An 18417-nucleotide genomic window follows, 5' to 3' on the forward strand; every position below is an offset into this window, starting at 1 on the left:
CAGTGCTGCACCAGCCCATGGCGATTCAAGTCAGTACCACTGCTTGAAACGACGGATGTAGAGGGTTTTCATAAGCTGTGCGACGCAGCAATAGCTGACGAGGGTGCCTACCAGCCAAGGGAAGTACGACAGCGGCAGCGGCTCCAGGCCGACCATGGTGCCCAGCGGCGAGAACGGTACGTAGATCCCCAGCACAATCACAATGATGGTCATCATGGTGACGGGCCATGCAGCCGTGCTCTGGAAGAACGGGATCTTGCGGGTACGCAGCATGTGGACCACCAGGGTTTGTGACAGCAACCCTTCGATAAACCAGCCGGACTGGAACAGGGTCTGCATTTCCACGCTGTTGGCCGAGAACACGTACCACATCAGGGCGAACGTTGTGATGTCGAAGATCGACGACGTTGGCCCGATCCAGATCATGAAGCGCCCGATATTCTTGGCGTCCCACTTGCGTGGTTTTTGCAGGTATTCCTTGTCCATCTTGTCCCAGGGCAACGCCAGCTGAGAGATGTCGTACATCAGGTTTTGCAGCAGCAGGTGGATCGATAGCATCGGCAGAAAAGGGATGAAGGCGCTGGCCACCAGTACTGAGAACACGTTGCCGAAGTTGGAGCTGGCAGTCATGTTCAGGTACTTCATGATGTTACCGAAGGTCTCGCGACCCTTTAGCACACCTTCTTCCAGCACCATCAGGCTCTTTTCCAGGAGGATGATGTCTGCCGACTCTTTGGCGATATCCGTGCCGCTGTCCACCGAAATGCCTACGTCGGCATCGCGCAGGGCAGGGGCGTCGTTGATGCCATCGCCAAGGAAGCCCACGGTGTGGCCGTTGGCTTGTAGGGCTTTGAGCACCCGGGATTTCTGCAGTGGGGTGAGCTTGGCGAACACCGTGCGCTGTTCGACCTCCAGTTGGAGCGCGGTGTCGTCCATTGTCTCTATCTGCGGGCCCAGCAGCGGGGTACCTGGCTCCAGGCCCACCTGACGGCAAATCTTGCTGGTGACCACGGCGTTGTCGCCGGTCAGTACCTTGACCGCTACGCCGATATCTTGAAGGGCGGCAATCGCCGGGCCAGCGGTTTCCTTTGGAGGATCAAGGAAGGTCAGAAAACCACGTATCACCAGATCGCGCTCATCTGCGGTGTTGTATTGCTTGTGCGAATGGGCTTTCGGGATTTCGCGGGTGGCGACCAGCAACACGCGGAAACCATCCTCGTTGTACTCGGTGGCCAGGGCCAGCAATTGTTCGCGGCGAGCAGCATCCAGCGAGACGACGGTATCGCCTTCCATCACATGGGTGGCAATGCCCAGCATCTCTTCCACGGCGCCCTTGCACACCATCAGGTGGTCGCCACGAGTGTCCTTGACGATGATCGACAGGCGCCGACGCACGAAGTCAAAGGGCAGCTCATCCACCTTGCTGTAGTTGAGAGGTTCGTTGAACTGTGGGTCCTGCCGGGAAAACTGCACCACTGCCTGATCCATCAGGTTGCGTATGCCGCTCTGGTGATGGCTGTTGAGCCAGGCCAGGGCCAGCACCGACTCGTCGCGTTTGCCGGTGGAATCGACATGGTGCTCAAGGATGATGTGGTCCTGGGTCAGCGTGCCGGTCTTGTCGGTGCACAGCACATCCATCGAACCCAAGTTCTGAATCGCATTCAAACGCTTGACCACCACTTTGCGCTTGGCCATGGCGTTAGCGCCCTTGGCCAGGTTAGCGCTGACAATCATGGGCAGCATTTCAGGAGTCAGGCCGACGGCCACCGCCAGGGCAAACAGGAAGGCATCGCCCCAATCGCCCTTTGAGAACCCATTGAGGAAAAACACGATGGGCACCATGACCAGCATGAAGCGGATCAGCAGCCAGCTGACGCTGTTGACCCCGCGGTCGAACGCGGTTTGGGTGCGAGAGCCGACGATTGCCTTGGCCAGCGAGCCGAAGTAGGTGCGTGGACCGGTGGCCACCACCACGGCTCGGGCCGTGCCGCTGACCACGTTGGTGCCCATGAAGCAAATGTTGGGCAAGTCCAGCAGATTGCTCTGGTCAGCCGCGGTGCTGGAGGCGGACTTTTGTGTCACATCCCCCAAGGTGTCGTATTTCTCTACGGGTAAAGCTTCGCCAGTGAGCACGGCCTGGCTGATAAACAGGTCCCGGGACTCGATCAGGCGGATGTCCGCCGGGATCATGTCGCCCGCTGACAGCTGCACGATATCGCCGGCGACCAGTTCGCGCATCGGCACTTCGCGCACCGAGGTTTTTCCGCTGGTCTTGTCTCGCCGAACAACAGTAGCGGTGGTGCGGACCATGGCCTTGAGTGCTTCGGCAGACTTCGCAGAGCGGTGTTCTTGCCAGAAGCGCAGCAAGCTGCTGAGGCCGACCATCAAGCCAATGATGATGACTTTTGTCAGGTCGCCTTCTTCGCCATCGCGCTCCGGCAGCCAGTAGTCGGTGAAAAAGCTGATAACGCCCAGGGTCAGAAGTACATAAATGAACGGGTTATGCAGGGCCAGCATGAACTGAACGAAGGCGTGAGGCGGCTTGTCATGGGCCACCTCGTTGTAGCCATCGCTTTGCAGGCGTTCGGCGGCGTCCTGCTCGGTCAAACCTGCGGTGGTGGCGCGTACATTGGCCAGGGTGGCCGAGAGACCGTTCTGGGCTTCCCGAGCGGCACGCATGGACAGTTTGTTATTGTCGCTGGCGTTGTTCTTGTCCCGAACTTCAGTGTTTTTTACGGCGCTCATGATGAGTACTCCTGTCGCCAACTCTTGACCGGGCATATGTTGATTTACCTTTTAAGAGGCGAGCCAATATATGCCGAGTCGCAAACTTCGCAATCGGTTTAGTTGAAGTGTTTAGTGCGCTTTATATTCCCGCTGCGGTGAGGTAATTAATACTCGCGCAGCGGGTAGCTACTGGCTTCTTCCATAAGGAACTCCAGTTCATTAATAACTGTTTTAATGGGGTGGAACTTAGCGCAAAAAGCGACTCTGCGGGTCCTGAGAGTCGGCCATGCTCCAGCGCTGTTCCAGTTGGCCGGTGGCCGGACTGACGCGCCATTGCACCTGGCGGTGCGCAGGTTTTACGCCGGTTACGGGGATGGAGAAGGGGGATTTTGCCGAGCGAGCATAGGTGGGCTCGCGGGACAGTTTTACGCGCATGCTGGAGGCAAAGGCGCGAACGCCGGGTAGAACATGGGTTTTAAAGGTCATAACACACCTCGTGACCGGACTGCTGCCGGTGAGGTCGTTACGTTGGAGCGTCAGGCTCTAGCGCAGTTGACCCCGCCGTGCAGGCGAGTCCCGTCAATGTCTGGGTTGGGCGTCCGGATCTCCGTGTTAACGGTGACCGGACAGCGACTAGATACTGTGTCCATTGGCTTCTTTTATGAAGTTTATAGGCGGCCTGAATGACCGACCTGTGCAATCTACTCAGTGGGCGGTGGTCCGTCAACTTTAAAGCTCGGTAAGTGTGTACGGTACAGCAACGGTTCAGGTAGTTTGAAAGTTATTGGAGTGGTCCGCCGAGCAGGTCATTAATATGACAGGGAAGTTACAGGTATAGAAGTTTGAAGTGCGCAGCACTAATTGTGGGTGCGGGATATTCGCCTGGCCACACACACACCTTGTGGGAGCGGGCTTGCTCGCGATGGCAGCACTGCGGTTAAGCTGGAATATCGCGCAGCTTGCATCGCGGGCAAGCCCGCTCCCACAGGTCCTGGGTACAGACTCAAATCGCAGACAAACAAAAACGCCCGGCAAAGCCGGGCGTTTTGTATTGACTTGATTAACGAGCGCGGTAAGTGATGCGCCCTTTGCTCAAGTCATAGGGCGTCAGCTCGACGCGCACTTTGTCACCGGTAAGAATACGAATGTAGTTCTTGCGCATCTTGCCGGAAATATGCGCGGTTACGACGTGCCCATTTTCCAACTCCACACGAAACATGGTGTTGGGCAGGGTGTCGACGACAGTGCCTTCCATTTCGAAGCTGTCTTCTTTCGACATGCAGTAAAGCCCTCGGTGTCCAATGAATGGCCCGGTGCAACTGCGCCAGGCAAAAGCGGCGTGCATTGTGCCCGAAAAATGGGGTTTAAGCCAAGGGTTCAATCAAGAGAGCTCCATCTCTGATTAATCAGCAGCTCAATGGGCCTGTATTCGGTCTTGTAATTCATCTTTTTGCAGTTCTTGATCCAGTACCCCAAGTACAGCGCATCCAGCCCCAGACGCTGCGCTTCTGCAATTTGCCAGATAATGCCGTAACGTCCCAGGCTGCGGCGCTCTTCGTCGGGGTCGTAGAAGGTGTACACGGCAGACAGGCCGTTGGGCAGCACGTCTGTGACGGCAACAGCCAGCAAGCGGCCATCGAGGCGAAATTCGTAAAACTTCGAGAACGCCAGGTCGCGCACCAGGAACGTTGAAAATTGATCACGGCTGGGTGGGTACATGTCGCCATCGGCATGCCGCTGCTCGATATAGCGCTGGTAAAGGTCAAAATTTTCTTCGGTGAAACCAGGCTTTACAGCCCGTACCTGTAAGTCGGCATTGCGCTTGAAAATGCGTTTTTGCTGGCGATTGGGCTTGAACCGGGCAACGGGAATGCGCGCCGGGGTGCAGGCATCGCACTTCAGGCAATGTGGGCGATAGAGATGGTCGCCACTACGTCGAAAACCCATCTCGGACAAATCGGCATAAACCTGCACATCCATCGGCTGACTGGGGTCGAGGAACAGCGTGGTGGCCTGTTCATCAGGCAAGTAGCTGCAAGCGTGAGGTTGAGTGGCATAAAACTTCAAACGCGCCAGCTCGGTCATGATGGGCCCTCGGGAAATCTTTGAATTAAGTGTAAGCCAGTGTGTAAAAGTCGCCTATAAAACCCACTGTGCAGTTGTGGGTTGATCCAGGTGCTGGTGCAAATAATCGGCGAATTGCTGACGCGGGATCGAACGTGCGCCCAGGCTCTGCAGGTGATCAGTCGGCATCTGGCAGTCAATCAGCACAAAGCCCCAGGCCTTGAGGTGTTTGACCAGTGTTGCAAAACCGAACTTTGACGCGTTGTCGGCACGGCTGAACATCGATTCGCCAAAAAAAGCTGGCCCATTGCCAGGCCATACAGCCCGCCCACTAGCTCACCGTTATCCCAGACCTCAACCGAATGGGCATGGCCGCGAGCGTGAAGTTCGATGTAGGCGTTTTGCATGTTGTCGGTAATCCATGTGCCGTCCGCATAATCGCGAGGTGCTGCGCAGGCTTTGATAACGGCTGCAAAGTCGCGGTCAAAGCTGACTTGGTAGCGCTGCTGGCGCAACAGCTTGCCCAGGCTGCGGGACACGTGCAGCTCTTCAGGAAACAGCACTGTGCGTGGGTCGGGTGACCACCAAAGGATCGGCTGGCCTTCGCTGAACCACGGAAAACAGCCGTGACGGTAGGCCTGGATCAGTCGGTCTGCCGACAAGTCGCCACCTGCGGCCAAAAGCCCATTGGGTTCGCGCATGGCTTTTGCCAAGGGCGGAAATGTCAGGGTGTCGCGTTTTAACCAGGTCAGCATGGCAATCAGTCTTACAGAAGAAGGGAAGGGCGGCTGCAACTCTGTCGCGCAAGTGCGGTCTCAGTCGATCTGCCAGTGAAATGCGAGCTCTGTTTTGACGGTGGTATAAGTCTTTGTCACAAAAGGTAATACATGCTCAAATTGGCGCTTCCTGGCCAATTTCGGGACGAATCGAACCGCACCTTGAGCCAGCATGGCATCAACGGCTCAAACCCGTACAATGGCCTGCCTGTTTGAGCTGATCTAAACTGCACCAGCAATGCTGCAGGGAACTACTGGCAAAATAATACAGGGCTGGTTTCATTTCACGTTTGAGCGTGTCGCTTGTTCAATATGATGAACAGTATTTTGCAGTCACATTAGTCAATTAATAGTTGGGCGCGCCACAGGCGCAGGAAAAGACCCGTTTTGAAGAAATCCACAGCAGCACCCAAAGCAGTTCCTCTCTGGCGTCAGCAATTGCACTACCGGCTCAAGGAAGGTGCATTGATCGCTATCGGCGCCCTGTGCCTGTTCCTGATCATGGCCCTGTTGACCTACAGCAAGGACGATCCGGGCTGGAGCCATAACAGCCGTGTGGTGGATGTGCAGAACTTTGGTGGGCCTGCCGGCTCCTACAGTGCCGACATCCTGTTTATGGTGCTGGGTTATTTTGCCTACATCTTTCCGTTGCTGCTGGCAGTCAAGGCCTACCAGATCTTTCGCGAGCGGCATCAGCCCTGGCAGTGGAGCGGCTGGCTGTTCTCGTGGCGCTTGCTCGGGCTGGTTTTCCTGGTGATCTCGGGCGCGGCCCTGGCCCATATTCATTTTCACTCTGCCGTGGCCCTGCCTGCAGGCGCGGGCGGTGCGCTGGGCGAAAGCTTGGGTGACCTGGCCAAGAACGCGCTGAATATCCAGGGCAGCACTCTGTTGCTGATTGCGTTGTTCCTGTTCGGCCTGACCGTCTTTACCGACCTTTCATGGTTCAAGGTCATGGATGTGACGGGCAAAATCACTCTGGACCTGTTTGAGCTCATCCAGGGTGCCGCCAATCGCTGGTGGTCCGAGCGCAACGAGCGCAAACAACTTGTTGCCCAGCTGCGCGAAGTCGACAACCGGGTCAATGAAGTGGTTGCGCCAAGCGTTTCCGACAAGCGTGAGCAGGCTAAGGCCAAAGAGCGTCTGATCGAGCGTGAGCAGGCCCTGACCAAACACATGTCCGAGCGTGAAAAACACGTGCCGGCGGTCATTGCTCCGGCCCCGGCCAAGGCTCCTGAGCCAAGCAAGCGCGTACAGAAAGAGAAACAGGCGCCGCTGTTTGTGGACAGCGCGATTGAAGGCACATTACCGCCGATTTCGATTCTTGACCCGGCCGAAAAGAAGCAACTCAATTACTCCCCTGAATCCCTGGCGGCGGTTGGCCATTTGCTTGAAATCAAGCTCAAGGAATTCGGGGTTGAGGTCACGGTGGACTCGATTCATCCGGGCCCGGTGATTACCCGTTACGAAATCCAGCCTGCTGCCGGAGTAAAGGTCAGCCGTATTTCTAACCTGGCCAAAGACCTGGCGCGTTCACTGGCTGTTACCAGTGTGCGGGTGGTTGAGGTTATTCCGGGCAAAACCACGGTTGGTATCGAAATCCCTAACGAAGACCGACAAATTGTGCGCTTCTCCGAAGTGCTGTCGACTCCGGAATACGATAACGCCAAGTCCCCGGTGGCCTTGGCTTTGGGGCACGATATCGGCGGTCGGCCGGTGATCACCGACCTGGCGAAAATGCCGCATTTGCTGGTGGCCGGTACAACCGGTTCCGGTAAGTCCGTAGGCGTAAACGCCATGATCTTGTCGATCCTGTTCAAGTCTGGCCCTGAAGACGCCAAATTGATCATGATCGACCCGAAGATGCTTGAACTGTCGATCTACGAAGGCATTCCGCATCTGCTGTGCCCGGTTGTGACCGACATGAAAGATGCTGCCAACGCCCTGCGCTGGAGCGTTGCCGAGATGGAGCGTCGTTACAAGCTGATGGCCAAGATGGGCGTGCGTAACCTCGCTGGCTTCAACCAGAAGGTCAAGGATGCCCAGGACGCTGGCGAGCCGCTGGTCGACCCGTTGTACAAGCGTGAAAGCATTCACGATGAAGCGCCGCTGTTGGTGAAATTGCCAACGATCGTGGTGGTGGTCGACGAATTTGCCGACATGATGATGATCGTCGGCAAGAAGGTCGAAGAGCTGATCGCCCGTATTGCCCAGAAAGCGCGTGCGGCGGGTATCCACTTGATCCTCGCCACCCAGCGCCCGTCGGTGGACGTGATCACGGGCCTGATCAAGGCCAACATTCCGACTCGCATGGCGTTCCAGGTATCGAGCAAGATCGATTCGCGCACCATCATCGACCAGGGTGGTGCCGAGCAACTGTTGGGCCACGGTGACATGCTCTATATGCCACCCGGCACCAGCTTGCCGATTCGGGTACACGGCGCGTTCGTTTCTGACGAAGAAGTACATCGCGTGGTCGAAGCCTGGAAGCTGCGAGGCTCGCCGGACTACAACGAAGACATCCTTGCCGGTGTCGAAGAACCAGGCAGCGGCTTTGATGGTGGCAGCGAAGGCAGTGATGACGCTGAAACCGATGCGCTCTATGACGAGGCGGTACAGTTTGTACTCGAAAGCCGTCGTGCCTCTATTTCTGCGGTACAACGCAAGTTGAAGATCGGTTACAACCGCGCTGCGCGAATGATTGAGTCCATGGAAATGGCCGGGGTCGTGACCTCGATGAACACTAATGGCTCGCGCGAAGTACTGGCGCCAGCCCCGATGCGCGATTGATCTGCCCCACGGCTTCTAACTAATCAATGAGGATCTCCATGCGTTTTGTCAGCATGCTGTTGCTACCGGTACTGGCTTTTTCTTCGCTTTCGGCCCAAGCGGATGCGCAAAGTGTGCAACGTCTTGGCCAGCTGTTGGGGTCCGATACGATCACTGCCCGTTTTTCACAGCTGACACTGGATGGCAGCGGCACCCAATTGCAGGAAACTGCAGGTGAAATGTCGGTCAAGCGCCCAGGACTGTTCTACTGGCACACTGATGCTCCACAAGAGCAACTGATGGTTTCCGATGGCCAGAAAGTCTCGCTTTGGGACCCTGATCTGGAACAGGTCACGATCAAGAAGCTGGATCAGCGCCTGACCCAGACTCCTGCCTTGTTGCTGTCGGGTGACGTCTCGAAAATCAGTGAAAGTTTCGATATCACCTCCAAGCAAGCCGGTGACGTCATGGACTTCACCCTTAAGCCCAAGACCAAGGACACCCTGTTCGACTCCCTGCGCCTGTCCTTTCGTGGTGGCAAGATCAACGACATGCAGCTGATCGACAGCGTGGGGCAGCGTACCAACATCCTGTTCACCGGGGTCAAGGTCAACGAGCCGATTCCTGCGTCAAAATTCAAGTTCGATATCCCGAAAGGGGCTGATGTCATCCAGGAATAAGCCCTGGAAGAGGTTTCAAGCGCTGCCCATGGATCTGTTTCGAAGTGCCCCGATTGCCCAACCACTGGCTGCCCGTTTACGTGCGGCCAATCTGGACGAGTACGTCGGTCAGGAACACCTGCTCGCTCGCGGCAAGCCCTTGCGTGAAGCGCTGGAGCAGGGCGCGCTGCATTCGATGATTTTCTGGGGGCCGCCGGGGGTGGGTAAAACCACTCTGGCGAGACTGCTGGCAGAAGTGTCGGATGCGCATTTTGAAACTGTTTCGGCGGTGCTGGCCGGGGTTAAGGAGATCCGTCAGGCTGTCGAGATCGCCAAGCAGCAGGCAGGCCAGTACGGCCGGCGCACCATCCTGTTTGTCGACGAAGTGCATCGCTTCAACAAGTCGCAGCAAGATGCCTTCTTGCCTTATGTTGAAGACGGCACCCTGATCTTTATCGGTGCTACCACCGAAAACCCATCCTTTGAGCTGAACAACGCCTTGCTGTCGCGGGCACGGGTCTATGTGCTTAAAAGCCTCGACGAAGCGGCCCTGCACAAGCTGGTGCAACGTGCGCTGACAGAAGACAAGGGCCTGGGCAAGCGTGACTTGACCCTCAGCGATGAGGGCTTCCAGATTTTGCTGCGTGCGGCTGACGGCGATGGCCGGCGCTTGCTCAACCTGCTGGAAAACGCCTCGGACCTGGCCGACGACCACAGCGAAATCGGCACCGACCTGCTGCATAACCTGCTAGGCGATACCCAGCGGCGCTTCGACAAGGGCGGCGAAGCCTTTTACGACCAGATTTCGGCGTTGCACAAGTCGGTGCGTGGCTCCAACCCGGATGGTGCTCTGTACTGGTTTGCGCGAATGATCGACGGCGGCTGCGACCCGTTGTATATCGCCCGGCGCGTCGTGCGCATGGCCAGTGAAGACATCGGCAATGCCGACCCGCGAGCATTGAGCTTGTGCCTGTCGGCCTGGGACGTGCAAGAGCGTCTCGGCAGCCCGGAGGGCGAGTTGGCGGTGGCCCAGGCCATTACCTACCTGGCCTGCGCGCCCAAAAGCAACGCGGTGTACATGGGGTTCAAGGCGGCACTGCGCAGCGCGGCTGAATACGGTTCGCTCGAAGTTCCGCTGCATTTACGCAACGCGCCGACCAAACTGATGAAGCAACTGGGCTATGGCGACGAATACCGTTATGCCCATGACGAGCCAGACGCTTATGCCGCTGGCGAGGACTATTACCCCGACGAGCTGGAACCCTTGAACCTGTACCAGCCCGTCCCTCGTGGCCTTGAGCTCAAAATCGGCGAAAAGCTCAAGCACCTCGCCGCACTCGATCGAGCCAGCCCCAAGCAGCGGAGAAAGCCTTGATACCATTGGTCGTAGCGGTCTCGGTAGGCGGAGTTGCGGGCACTTTGCTGCGCTTTGCCACGGGTAACTGGATCAATGCCAATTGGCCGCGGCACTTTTATACCGCGACGTTGGCCGTTAATATCGTGGGCTGCCTGCTGATTGGCGTCCTGTACGGACTTTTTCTGATACGCCCGGAAGTACCCATTGAAGTCCGAGCCGGACTGATGGTCGGTTTCCTGGGTGGCTTGACCACTTTTTCATCCTTTTCACTGGATACGGTGCGCCTGCTTGAAAGCGGGCAAGTGCCACTGGCACTGGGCTATGCGGCCCTCAGCGTATTCGGCGGGCTGCTCGCAACGTGGGCTGGCCTGTCCCTGACCAAACTTTGATAAACGAGAAACCGACATGCTCGATTCCAAACTGTTACGTAGCAACCTGCAGGACGTAGCGGATCGCCTGGCATCCCGTGGCTACACGCTGGACGTGGCACGCATCGACGCGCTCGAAGCCAAGCGCAAGGAAGTCCAGACCCTGACCGAGAAGCTTCAGGCCGAGCGTAATGCCATCTCCAAAAGCATTGGCCAGGCCAAGGCTCGCGGTGAAGACATCGCGCCACTGATGGCCAGTGTCGAAACCATGGGCGGCGATCTGGCCAACGGCAAGGTTGAGTTGGACGAGATCCAGACCGAGCTGGACTCGATCCTGTTGAGCCTGCCGAACCTGCCGCACGAATCCGTGCCGGTTGGCGCTGATGAAGACGACAACGTCGAAATCCGTCGCTGGGGCACGCCGAAGGCGTTCGATTTTGAAATCAAGGACCACGTTGCGCTGGGCGAGCAATACGGCTGGCTGGATTTTGAAACCGCCGCCAAATTGTCCGGTGCCCGCTTTGCCTTGCTGCGTGGCCCGATCGCTCGCCTGCATCGCGCACTGGCGCAGTTCATGATCAACCTGCATACCGGCGAGCACAGCTATGAAGAGGCTTACACGCCTTATCTGGTTCAGGCCCCGGCACTGCAAGGCACGGGTCAACTGCCGAAGTTCGAAGAAGAGCTGTTCAAGATCAGCCGCGAAGGCGAAGCTGATTTCTACCTGATTCCGACCGCTGAAGTGACGCTGACCAACATCGTCGCAGGCGAAATCGTTGAACACAAAGCCCTGCCGATCAAGTTTGTGGCACACACGCCGTGCTTTCGCAGTGAAGCCGGTGCATCAGGCCGTGACACACGCGGCATGATTCGCCAGCACCAGTTCGACAAGGTCGAGATGGTTCAGATCGTTGAGCCTTCCACCTCGATGGACGCACTGGAAGGTCTGGTCGCCAACGCCGAGAAAGTCCTGCAACTGCTTGAGCTGCCTTACCGCACCCTGGCGCTGTGCACCGGCGACATGGGCTTCAGTGCCGTCAAAACCTACGATCTGGAAGTGTGGATTCCGAGCCAGGACAAGTACCGCGAAATTTCGTCGTGCTCCAACTGCGGTGATTTCCAGGCCCGTCGCATGCAAGCGCGCTTCCGTAACCCGGAAACAGGCAAGCCTGAACTGGTTCACACCCTCAACGGTTCCGGTTTGGCAGTAGGTCGTACGCTGGTAGCCGTGTTGGAAAACTACCAGCAAGCAGACGGCTCGATCCGTGTGCCTGAAGTGCTCAAGCCTTACATGGGCGGCATTGAGGTCATCGGCTAAATGGAGTTTCTGCCGCTGTTTCATAACCTGCGTGGCAGCCGTGTACTGGTGGTCGGCGGTGGGGAGATTGCCTTGCGCAAATCCCGGCTGCTGGCCGATGCCGGTGCCGTGCTGCGGGTGGTCGCACCCGCCATAGAGCCCCAGTTGTGCGAGTTGATAAACAGCAGCGGTGGCGAACAGGTGCTGCGCGGCTACATCGAGACTGACCTTGAAGGGTGTGTCCTGATCATTGCCGCCACCGACGATGAGCCACTCAACGCCCAAGTCTCCGCTGACGCCCACCGTCGCTGTGTGCCCGTGAATGTGGTGGATGCACCTGCCTTGTGCAGCGTGATCTTCCCCGCGATTGTCGACCGCTCGCCGCTGGTGATCGCCATTTCCAGTGGCGGCGATGCGCCGGTACTGGCCCGCTTGATTCGCGCCAAAATCGAAACCTGGATTCCTTCGACCTACGGTCAGTTGGCGGGTCTTGCGGCTCGTTTTCGTGCCCGGGTCAAAGGCTTGTTTCCGGATGTGCAGCAGCGTCGCGGTTTCTGGGAAGACGTTTTCCAGGGTCCGATTGCCGACCGCCAACTGGCCGGGCAGGGCGCTGAGGCCGAGCGTTTACTGTTGGCAAAAATCAATGGTCAGGCGCACGTCACCACCGGTGAGGTTTATCTGGTAGGTGCCGGGCCGGGTGATCCGGACTTGCTTACATTCCGCGCGCTGCGACTGATGCAGCAAGCTGACGTAGTGCTCTACGACCGCCTGGTGGCCCCGGCGATTCTTGAGCTGTGCCGTCGCGATGCCGAGCGCGTTTATGTCGGCAAGCGTCGCGCCGAGCATGCCGTGCCCCAAGACCAGATCAACCAGCAATTGGTCGACTTGGCCAAGCAAGGCAAGCGCGTGGTCCGGCTCAAAGGTGGCGATCCGTTTATCTTTGGGCGTGGTGGTGAAGAGATCGAAGAGCTGGCCGCTCATGGTATTCCTTTCCAGGTCGTGCCGGGCATCACCGCGGCCAGCGGTTGCGCGGCCTATGCCGGTATTCCGCTGACCCATCGTGATTACGCGCAGTCTGTGCGTTTCGTGACGGGTCACCTGAAAGACGGCACCAGCAATTTGCCCTGGAGCGATCTGGTCTCCCCGGCGCAGACGCTGGTGTTCTACATGGGCCTGGTGGGTTTGCCGATCATCTGCGAAGAACTGATCAAGCATGGTCGTTCGCCAGATACCCCGGCTGCTTTGATTCAGCAGGGCACTACGTCCAACCAGCGCGTGTTTACGGGCACCCTGGCTGACTTGCCAGCAATGGTAGCGGAGCATGAAGTTCATGCGCCGACGCTGGTGATCGTGGGCGAAGTGGTATTGCTGCGTGAGAAGCTGAAGTGGTTTGAAGGCGCTCAGTCGCAGGTCTGACGCTGCCCTCACCCCAACTCTCTCCTGTGGGAGAGGGTTGGGGTGAGGGGCTTTTGAGCTTGCCTCAGTTCCGGTTATCCCCCACCAGACTCTCCACCGATGGCACTCGTGTGTCGCTTTCCATCTGCGCATCGTGCTCAATCTGATGGCTGAAGCGATCCAGTGAGCCTTGCGCAGGCTGCGCATCGCTGGCAAAAACCGGTGGGCTCAGTATGTAAGCGCCCAGCAATCGGCTCAACGCCGCCAGACTGTCGATATGGGTGCGTTCGTAGCCGTGGGTCGCATCGCAACCAAACGCCAGCAAGGCGCAACGGATGTCATGCCCGGCGGTGACGGCCGAATGGGCATCGCTGAAGTAGTAGCGGAACATGTCTCGTCGCACTGGCAGTTCATTATCGCTGGCCAAGCGCAGCAAATGCCGCGACAAGTGATAGTCATACGGCCCGCCAGAATCCTGCATCGCCACACTCACAGCATGCTCGCTTGAATGCTGGCCCGGCGCTACCGGGGCAATATCAATCCCCACAAATTCGCTTACATCCCACGGCAATGCCGCCGCCGCGCCACTGCCTGTTTCTTCCGTGATGGTGAACAGCGGATGACAGTCGATCAGCGGTTGCTCGCCACTGTCCACAATGGCCTTCAGTGCGGCGAGCAATGCTGCCACCCCGGCTTTGTCGTCCAGATGCCGCGCGCTGATATGGCCGCTTTCGGTGAATTCCGGCAACGGATCAAAGGCCACGTAGTCGCCGATATTGATCCCCAGTGAGTCGCAGTCGGCCCTGGTTGCGCAATACGCATCCAGACGCAACTCGATATGGTCCCAGCTGATCGGCAACTCATCCACGCCGGTATTGAAGGCATGGCCGGAAGCCATTAATGGCAGGACACTACCGCGAATCACGCCATTGTCAGTGAACAGGCTGACCCGGCTGCCTTCGGCAAAGCGGCTGGACCAGCAGCCTACGGGCGCCAGAACCAGGCGGCCATTGTCTTTGATCGCCCGTACGCTGGCGCCGATGGTGTCCAAGTGTGCCGAAACGGCCCGGTCCGGACTGTTTTTCTGACCCTTGAGGGTGGCGCGCAGAGTGCCGCGCCGGGTCAGCTCGAAGGGAATCCCCAGCTCATCGAGGCGTTCAGCGACATAGCGCACGATGGTGTCGGTAAACCCGGTGGGGCTTGGGATAGCGAGCATTTCCAGCAATACCCGTTGCAGGTAATCGAGGTCGGGTTCAGGGAGGGTGCGATTCATAAAAGCTCCTGAGGGCCGGTCAGCTAGAGAGCAGGCTGACAGTGGGGGAAGAGTAAATCGATAAAGCGTTCGGCGGTCGGTTGCGGCTCATGGTTGGCCAGCCCAGCCCGTTCGTTGGCTTCGATAAACACGTACTCGGGCTGGTCGGCGGCAGGCACCATCAGGTCCAGTCCGACCACGGGGATATCCAGCGCCCGGGCGGCGCGGATGGCCGCGTCGGCCAGCACCGGGTGCAACACGGCGGTCACATCGTCGAGGCAGCCGCCGGTATGCAGATTGGCAGTGCGGCGTACGGCGAGCACCTGGCCTGCTGGCAAGATGCTGTCGTATTCATAGCCAGCGGCTTGCACGGTGCGCAGGGTTTCTGCGTCCAGCGCAATTCGGCTTTCACCTCCAGTGGCGGCCTGTCGGCGTCGGCTTTGAGCCTCAATCAGTCGTTGCACACTGTGCAGGCCATCACCCGTCACCTGAGCCGGGCGACGGATGGCGGCTGCGACAACTTCAAAGCCGATCACCACAATTCGCAGGTCGAGCCCCTCGTGGAAGCTTTCAAGCAGCACACGGCTATCGAATGCACGCGCAGCCTCGATGGCCACTTGCACCTTTTCGAGGCTGTCCAGATCCACCGCCACGCCATTGCCTTGCTCGCCATCCACAGGCTTGACCACCACCCGCGAGTGCTGCTCAAGAAAGTCCAGATTGTCGTCGGCGCTACCGGCCAGTTGCTGGCTGGGCACATTCAACCCGGCTTGGTGCAACACCTTGTGGGTCAGGCATTTGTCCTGACACAGGCTCATGCTGATAGCGCTGGTCAGGTCGCTCAGGGATTCGCGGCAACGAATCCGTCGTCCGCCGTGGCTGAGCGTGAAAAGTCCGGCAGGCGCGTCGTCGATTTGCACATCAATCCCGCGCTTGTAGGCTTCTTCAACCAGAATCCGGGCATAGGGATTGAGCCCGACTTCGGGTCCGGGGCCGAGAAACAGCGGTTGATTGATGCCATTTTTGCGCTTGATGGCAAAGGTCGACAGGGTACGAAAGCCCAGCTTGCTGTAGAGGCTTTTCGCTTGAGCGTTATCGTGCAGCACCGACAGGTCGAGGTAGCTCAAGCCACGGCTCATGAAGTGTTCGATCAAATGCCGTACCAGCACTTCACCTACACCGGGCCGCGAGCACTGGGGGTCTACCGCCAGGCACCAGAGGCTGCTGCCGTTTTCCGGGTCGTGGAACGCAGTGTGATGGTTCAGGCCCATGACACTGCCAATCACGGCGCCGCTGTCTTCATCCTCGGCCATCCAGTACACCGGCCCGCCTTGATCGCGGGAGGTGAGTAATGTGGGGTCGATGGGCAGCATGGCGCGTGCCTGATACAGCGTGTTGATCGCGTTCCAGTCCGCTTCGCTTTGCGCGCGACGGATCCGGAAACCGCGAAATACACGGGTGGCCGGGCGGTAGTCGGTGAACCACAGGCGCAAGGTGTCCGACGGGTCGAGAAACAGCTGTTGGGGCGACTGGGCCAATACTTGCTGCGGAGCTGCCACATACAGCGCGATATCACGCTCACCGGGTTGTTCGTTGAGCAACTCGTTGGCCAGGGTGGCGGGGTCGGGGAAGGTATGCCCGATCAGCAGCCGACCCCAGCCGCAATGCACGGCCACGGGCTGTGCACCGAGTGAGCTGCCGTCTTCGGCAAAACGCGCTTGCAGACGTTCGTAGGACGGTGTTTGTCCACGCAACAAACGCTGACTGTAAGCCGTAGCGAGGGGTTTCATCGATCAGATTCCTTGTTCGCTCAGCCACAGGTTCAAGGCTGCAAGTTGCCAGAGCTTGGAGCCGTTCAGAGGCGTCAGCTGGCTTTGCGGGTTGGTCAGCAGTTGATCAAGCATGGCCGGTTGAAACAGGCCGCGATCCTGGCTGGGGTCCAGCAGCAGATCGCGAACCCAGTTCAGCGTGTCACCCTGCAAGTGCTTGAGGCCGGGTACCGGGAAGTAACCTTTTTTACGGTCGATCACTTCGCTTGGGATCACCAGTCGCGCCGCTTCCTTGAGCACCTGCTTGCCGCCGTCCGGCAATTTGAAGCGCGCCGGAATGCGTGCCGAGAGTTCGGCCAGGCGGTAATCAAGAAACGGTGTACGGGCTTCAAGGCCCCAGGCCATGGTCATGTTGTCGACCCGTTTGACCGGGTCATCCACCAGCATCACCGTGCTGTCCAGTCGCAGGGCTTTGTCCACCCCGGCGTTGGCGCCGGGCTGGGCAAAGTGCTCGCGCACATAATCCCCGGCCTCATCATTGGCCGTCAGCCATTGCGGCTGCACTGTGGCTTTGTATTCGTCATAGCTACGATCGAAAAACGCTTCGCGATAAGCGGCATAAGGATCGTCTGCGGCATCGACAGGCGGGTACCAGTGATACCCGGCAAACAATTCGTCGGCGCCCTGGCCGCTCTGTACCACCTTGCAATGCTTGGCCACTTCGCGCGACAGCAGGTAAAACGCGATGCAGTCATGGCTGACCATCGGTTCGCTCATGGCGCGAAATGCAGCGGGCAATTGATCGATAATTTCGTGTTCGCCAATGCGCAGTTGGTGATGGCGTGTGCCGTAATGCTTGGCGATTAAGTCCGAGTACTGGAATTCATCGCCGCGCTCGCCCCCCGAGTCCTCAAACCCGATGGAAAAGGTCGACAAGTCCTGTACGCCCACGTCCCGCAACAAACCCACCAGCAAACTGGAGTCAACACCGCCCGAGAGCAGTACGCCGACATCCACTGCCGCGCGCTGGCGAATAGCCACAGCTTCGCGGGTGCTATCGAGTACACGGTCGCGCCAGTCTTCGAGGGTTAAATCCAGCTCGTCGGCATGGGGGCCGTAGGGCAGGGTCCACCAGGTTTTCTGCTCGGTGTGACCGTTGGCATCAATACGCAGCCAAGTGGCTGGAGGGAGCTTTTCAATCCCGGCAATCAACGTGCGTGGCGCGGGCACCACTGCATGGAAATTCAGATAGTGGTTGAGGGCGACGGGATCAAGCATCGGATTGATATCACCGCCCTTGAGCAACGCGGGCAGGGTGGACGCAAAGCGCAGGCGCTCACCGGTACGCGACAGGTAAAGCGGCTTCACCCCCAAACGGTCGCGGGCGATGAACAGGCGCTGGGCATCGCGCTCCCAGATGGCAAAGGCAAACATGCCATTGAGCTTTGGCAGCAGCGCTTCACCCCAGGCGTGATAGCCCTTGAGCAGCACTTCGGTGTCACCGTCCGAGTAAAAGGAGTAGCCCAGGGTTTCAAGCTCGGCTCTCAATTCAGGGAAGTTATAGATCGCGCCGTTGAACGCCAGCGACAGGCCCAGTTGGCTGTCGACCATCGGTTGAGCGGAGCCGTCTGACAAATCCATGATTTTCAGTCGGCGATGGCCAAGAGCTATCGGCCCTTGGCTGTAGAAACCCCAGGCATCAGGCCCGCGGGGGGCCAAGTGGTGGGTAATGCGTTCGATGGCTGCCAGGTCGGCAGGGTGTTGATCAAAACGTAACTCTCCAGCTAATCCGCACATGGTGTTTAAATCCTTGGTATTTCGGCATGTGGTGCTACAGGTTGAGTCAGCGTCTTTGCGGGACGCCACGTAGCGCTTGGGCCCGGTTTTAAAGGGGGATGGAGCGCTTGGCCGCATCGCCAGCCCGTGCGGCGCGGGGCAAAAAACACCCGCGGCGCGATAAATGACCGTGTTTTATCGAGTAACTGAG

General features: G+C 58.4%; 13 protein-coding genes and 1 pseudogene. 6 read left to right on the forward strand and 8 right to left on the reverse strand.

All coding sequences use genetic code 11. The features are described 5' to 3' along the window. Nucleotides 1–30: 30 nt before the first annotated feature. The 5 genes and pseudogenes from mgtA to aat all read right to left on the reverse strand — a co-directional run bounded on the left by mgtA (nucleotide 31) and on the right by aat (nucleotide 5546). Nucleotides 31–2745 (reverse strand): magnesium-translocating P-type ATPase, encoded by a 2715-nt coding sequence (gene mgtA, locus RGV06_RS22825; protein WP_072022797.1) that lies wholly within the window; start codon nucleotides 2743–2745, stop codon nucleotides 31–33. A 228-nt stretch (nucleotides 2746–2973) separates the two neighbouring features. Beyond that, the gene (locus RGV06_RS22830; RefSeq protein ID WP_046809210.1) at nucleotides 2974–3213 is read right to left on the reverse strand and encodes a hypothetical protein; all 240 of its coding nucleotides are present in this window, start codon (nucleotides 3211–3213) and stop codon (nucleotides 2974–2976) included. A gap of 574 nt (nucleotides 3214–3787) precedes the next feature. Then, on the reverse strand, nucleotides 3788–4006 hold the full coding sequence (infA, locus tag RGV06_RS22835) for a translation initiation factor IF-1 (protein WP_002553999.1): 219 nt from the start codon (nucleotides 4004–4006) through the stop codon (nucleotides 3788–3790). A gap of 98 nt (nucleotides 4007–4104) precedes the next feature. After that, nucleotides 4105–4812: an arginyltransferase gene (locus tag RGV06_RS22840; RefSeq protein WP_046809211.1), complete on the reverse strand. Its 708-nt coding sequence runs from the start codon at nucleotides 4810–4812 to the stop codon at nucleotides 4105–4107. Between the two features lie 54 nt (nucleotides 4813–4866). Then, nucleotides 4867–5546, reverse strand: a pseudogene (gene aat / locus RGV06_RS22845) (leucyl/phenylalanyl-tRNA--protein transferase). A gap of 366 nt (nucleotides 5547–5912) precedes the next feature. Here aat and RGV06_RS22850 point away from each other — a divergent pair. Genes RGV06_RS22850 through cysG form a run of 6 tightly spaced genes read left to right on the forward strand, consistent with a single transcriptional unit; the run spans nucleotide 5913 to nucleotide 13430 of the window. Beyond that, nucleotides 5913–8354 (forward strand): DNA translocase FtsK, encoded by a 2442-nt coding sequence (locus RGV06_RS22850; protein WP_416194584.1) that lies wholly within the window; start codon nucleotides 5913–5915, stop codon nucleotides 8352–8354. A 38-nt stretch (nucleotides 8355–8392) separates the two neighbouring features. Further along, the gene (gene lolA, locus RGV06_RS22855; RefSeq protein WP_019828492.1) at nucleotides 8393–9013 is read left to right on the forward strand and encodes an outer membrane lipoprotein chaperone LolA; all 621 of its coding nucleotides are present in this window, start codon (nucleotides 8393–8395) and stop codon (nucleotides 9011–9013) included. Nucleotides 9014–9041: 28 nt separating this feature from the next. Then, on the forward strand, nucleotides 9042–10367 hold the full coding sequence (locus tag RGV06_RS22860) for a replication-associated recombination protein A (protein WP_019828491.1): 1326 nt from the start codon (nucleotides 9042–9044) through the stop codon (nucleotides 10365–10367). Continuing rightward, complete coding sequence (gene crcB, locus RGV06_RS22865; protein ID WP_019828489.1) at nucleotides 10364–10738, forward strand: fluoride efflux transporter CrcB; 375 nt, start codon at nucleotides 10364–10366, stop codon at nucleotides 10736–10738. Before RGV06_RS22860 ends, crcB begins: the two co-directional genes overlap by 4 nt. Nucleotides 10739–10754: 16 nt before the next feature. Next, nucleotides 10755–12035, forward strand: a complete 1281-nt coding sequence (serS, locus tag RGV06_RS22870) for a serine--tRNA ligase (RefSeq protein ID WP_322151508.1) — start codon at nucleotides 10755–10757, stop codon at nucleotides 12033–12035. After that, nucleotides 12036–13430 (forward strand): siroheme synthase CysG, encoded by a 1395-nt coding sequence (gene cysG, locus RGV06_RS22875; protein WP_198821160.1) that lies wholly within the window; start codon nucleotides 12036–12038, stop codon nucleotides 13428–13430. 64 nt (nucleotides 13431–13494) lie between these two features. Here the strand turns inward: cysG and RGV06_RS22880 are convergent, their stop codons facing one another. The 3 genes from RGV06_RS22880 to RGV06_RS22890 are packed head-to-tail and all read right to left on the reverse strand — an operon-like array spanning nucleotide 13495 to nucleotide 18227. Continuing rightward, nucleotides 13495–14682 carry an osmoprotectant NAGGN system M42 family peptidase gene (locus RGV06_RS22880; RefSeq protein ID WP_019828486.1) on the reverse strand — a complete coding sequence of 396 codons (1188 nt, stop codon included), beginning with the start codon at nucleotides 14680–14682 and terminating at the stop codon, nucleotides 13495–13497. Nucleotides 14683–14705: 23 nt separating this feature from the next. Further along, nucleotides 14706–16451 carry an N-acetylglutaminylglutamine synthetase gene (ngg, locus tag RGV06_RS22885; protein WP_046809467.1) on the reverse strand — a complete coding sequence of 582 codons (1746 nt, stop codon included), beginning with the start codon at nucleotides 16449–16451 and terminating at the stop codon, nucleotides 14706–14708. A 3-nt stretch (nucleotides 16452–16454) separates the two neighbouring features. Beyond that, on the reverse strand, nucleotides 16455–18227 hold the full coding sequence (locus RGV06_RS22890; protein WP_322151512.1) for an N-acetylglutaminylglutamine amidotransferase: 1773 nt from the start codon (nucleotides 18225–18227) through the stop codon (nucleotides 16455–16457). Nucleotides 18228–18417 lie beyond the last annotated feature (190 nt).

Source organism: Pseudomonas sp. CCI3.1 (assembly GCF_034313985.1).
In the GTDB taxonomy this organism is placed as follows: domain Bacteria; phylum Pseudomonadota; class Gammaproteobacteria; order Pseudomonadales; family Pseudomonadaceae; genus Aquipseudomonas; species Aquipseudomonas psychrophila.